Here is a 3,076-nt window from a genome sequence, read left to right as displayed (position 1 = left end):
CGACAACGGCATCTTCGGCCAGGGCACCGACGAGCTGTGGGCCAAGCAGAACATCCAGCGCTGCGCGGTCGCCACGATCGCCGTGCGCTTCCAGCCCGAGGCGCTGCCCGAGGCCTAAGGGGCACCCTCTAGCTCCCGACCGCTCCGGCCCGCCTCCCGGCGGGCCGGGCCCGGGGGCCCGGACGCGTGGGGCCCCCGGGCCTTGAACGCACTGGATGCAAGCTGTCGCGAAGAAGGCAATAACGGCGCATGCCGCCCTCCCTTTGCGGGAAGGCGGCATGCGCCGTTTCATATGGAAGGAGGGGAACTGTATCGGCTCCCCTCCTCCTTCCATGCGGATTGGCCTATGCGGGGCTCACCCAGCGATCATCCGGCCGGATGCTAGTCGAGCAGGTCGAAGTCGAAGACGTCGGACAGGCGGACGACCATCGTGGCGACCTCGGCGCGGTTGATCGGGTCGGTCGGGCGAAGGACGTCGACGTCCTGGCCCATTACGCCGGCCTCGACGAGGTAGCTCACGCCGTCCTCGGCCCAGTCGGCGACGGAGGCGGCGTCGGTGTAGGCGGAGAGGTCGGCCTCGGCGCCCGCGACGTCCTCCTTGCACAGGGCGGCGTAGCGGCCGAGCATGACCGCGAGCTCCTGGCGGGAGATGGTGTCCTCGGCGCGGAACATGTTGGTGCCGGTGTCGCCGGTGACGATGCCGGCGGCCTTGGCCCAAGCGATGGCCTCGTTGTAGTACATGCCGTCGACCTGGTCGGCGAAGCCGGTGTCGTAGTTGCCGTTCTCGTCCTTGTGGCCCTCATCGTCCGTCAGCCAGGGCTGGCCGGCCATCTTGTAGAGGACGACCGCGACGTCGCCGCGCTTGATGGAGTCCTCGGGACCGAAGAAGTCGGTGCCGGCGTAGCCGTTCATCCAGCCCTCCTGGGCCGCCTTGTAGACGTACTCGGAGAACCACTGGTCGTTCAGGACGTCGTTGAAGACGCGGTCCTTGGTGATCGTGAACTCGTGCTCGAACTCGACGTCGTGGTTGGCGTCGGCGCGGGAGTCGGTGAGGGTCACCTTGTAGGTGCCGGGCTCGACGCACTCGTCGACCTTGGACCACTTGCCGGTCTTGGCGTCCTTCATCTGGTAGGAGGCCTTGTAGGAGTCGGCGGGAAGGGCGATCCACTCCTCGGACTCGTCGTAGCCCTGGACGTCGGCGATGAGGTCGTACTCGAAGGTCGGGACGACGGGCTCGCCGGTGTACAGGTAGGTCGTGGCCTTATCGGTGCCGTAGGTCATGGTGCCGGCGAAGCGCAGCTGGGCGTTTCCGGTCGGCAGATACTCGTAGACGGGCTTCGCGGGCGTGCCGGTAGTGCCGGTCTGGACATCGCCGTAAACTGCATTTACCGCATCGATCTTGAAGGTGATGGACTCGTTGCCAGAGTTGTTGGCGATCTCGTACATCGAGCCGTCCTTGGACTTGACGGTCACGGTGTAGGTGCCGGCGTCTACGATCTCGGTGACCTCCTCGCCGTCGGAGTCAGTGACGGTGACGTCGAACTCGGAGGCGTCGACAGGGTTGCCATCGATGTCCTTCGCGTCGACAGTGAGGTTCGGCATCAGGTCAGAGCCGCTGTAGATGTCGACGGTCTCGCCGGCGCTGACGGCTTCGCCGTTGTAACGGACGTAAACCTCATCGGATTCGACCTGCGTCGCAGCAATCTCGAAATTGACCTTGACAATTCCGCCGTAGGTGTAGGTGCTGTCGACGGCCTTGATCTCCGCCTGGTACTTGCCGGGCGTCTTCACCTGCTCAGCGGTAACGGGGACAGTGTAATCCTTAGTGTCCTCGTCATACTCATAGTAGGCAATCTCGACGGGAATCTCCTCGCGGCCGGAGGTGAGCTTGTCGTAGGCCTTCACCTGAGAGGCGTCGAAGTCGAAGATGGTCGAGGAATCCTTGAGCTCTGTTCCCCTATAGGTGAACTCGGCCTCATTCTCATAGCGGACTACCGTCACCGTCGTGGTGCCGTAGACGTTGTTGCCCGGTTTCGTGTGGCTGGCGTCGCCTACCGCCCAAGAGTTCAGGGTGTAAGTGTATTCGCCCTTCTGGGGGGTGCTGTAGTTGCCCGTGTAATCGCAGGACAGCTTGATGGAAGTGCCACCAAGGATATACTCGTCCTTGTTGGCGGTGTCCTTAGTGACTGTCATTCCGTCAATCTTGCTGATCTCGGTCGGGAGGGCGTCGTTCAGATCGCCATAGAGAACGTTTCCGTCGGCGAACTCAATCTTGGCGGAGGCGAGATCGATGGCCTTCACCTCAAACGGGATATCCTTGGTCTGGCCGTTGTAGGTGACGCGGGCGAAGTACTCGCCAGCGTCCTTGACGCCAGGCTGACGAACGGGCTCAAGGCCATCCTGCTTGTAGACCGTGACGCTGTAGCCCTCAATAATCTTGCCGTCCACAGCGACGTTCAGAGTGTCGGCTGAGAAGCTGAGAGTCTTGTCCTTGTATTCGATAACCTTATCGTCCGCGTCGGTACCGTCGCAGATATAGGCGTCGTCGAGGCTTGCGGCCTTGAGGGTGAACTTGACGGGGACGACGACACCGGCGCCGCTGGTGCCCTCGAGGTAGACCGCCGCGTAGTAGGTGCCCGCAGCGTTGATGCCGGCACCGCTGTCGGAGAGCCAGGTGACCTGCGTGCCGTCGGCGAATGCATCGGTGCCGCCCGCCTTGTAGTAGGTAACCTTGATCTCCGCGCCCTCGTACTCATCGCCGACCTCGTAGGCCTTGCCGTCGATGGTGACCTCCGTCGGGATGAGGTAATGCACCCCGTCGTCGGCGAAGGTCACGTTCTTGAGCGCGTCGCCCTCGTAAACATTGCCCGCCTCGTCCTCGGCGGCGGTGATCTCGCCGTCGGTGAACTCGACGCCCTGGTTCACGAGCAGCTCGATGTCGCCCTCGTTGGCCATGGCGGCCACGGGCGCGATGCCGAGGGAGAGGGCGCCCACCAGCGAGGCGCTGATGACGGCCGCGACCCTCCTAGAATGCTTCCTGTTGACGCAAGCTGTCATACGTCTTTCTCCTTCCGTG

General features: G+C 63.3%; 1 protein-coding gene. It reads right to left on the bottom strand.

Features of this window, described 5'->3' with window-relative positions; translation table 11 throughout:
- Nucleotides 1-381: 381 nt before the first annotated feature.
- Entirely contained in the window at nucleotides 382-3,057 is a 2,676-nt protein-coding gene (locus H6A16_RS10435; protein ID WP_204618944.1) for an S-layer homology domain-containing protein, read from the bottom strand.
- Between the last annotated feature and the right edge of the window lie 19 nt (nucleotides 3,058-3,076).

This window comes from Collinsella tanakaei, assembly GCF_016900375.1.
Classification (GTDB): Bacteria; Actinomycetota; Coriobacteriia; order Coriobacteriales; family Coriobacteriaceae; genus Collinsella.
This window is presented reverse-complemented; position numbering and strand designations above follow the sequence as displayed.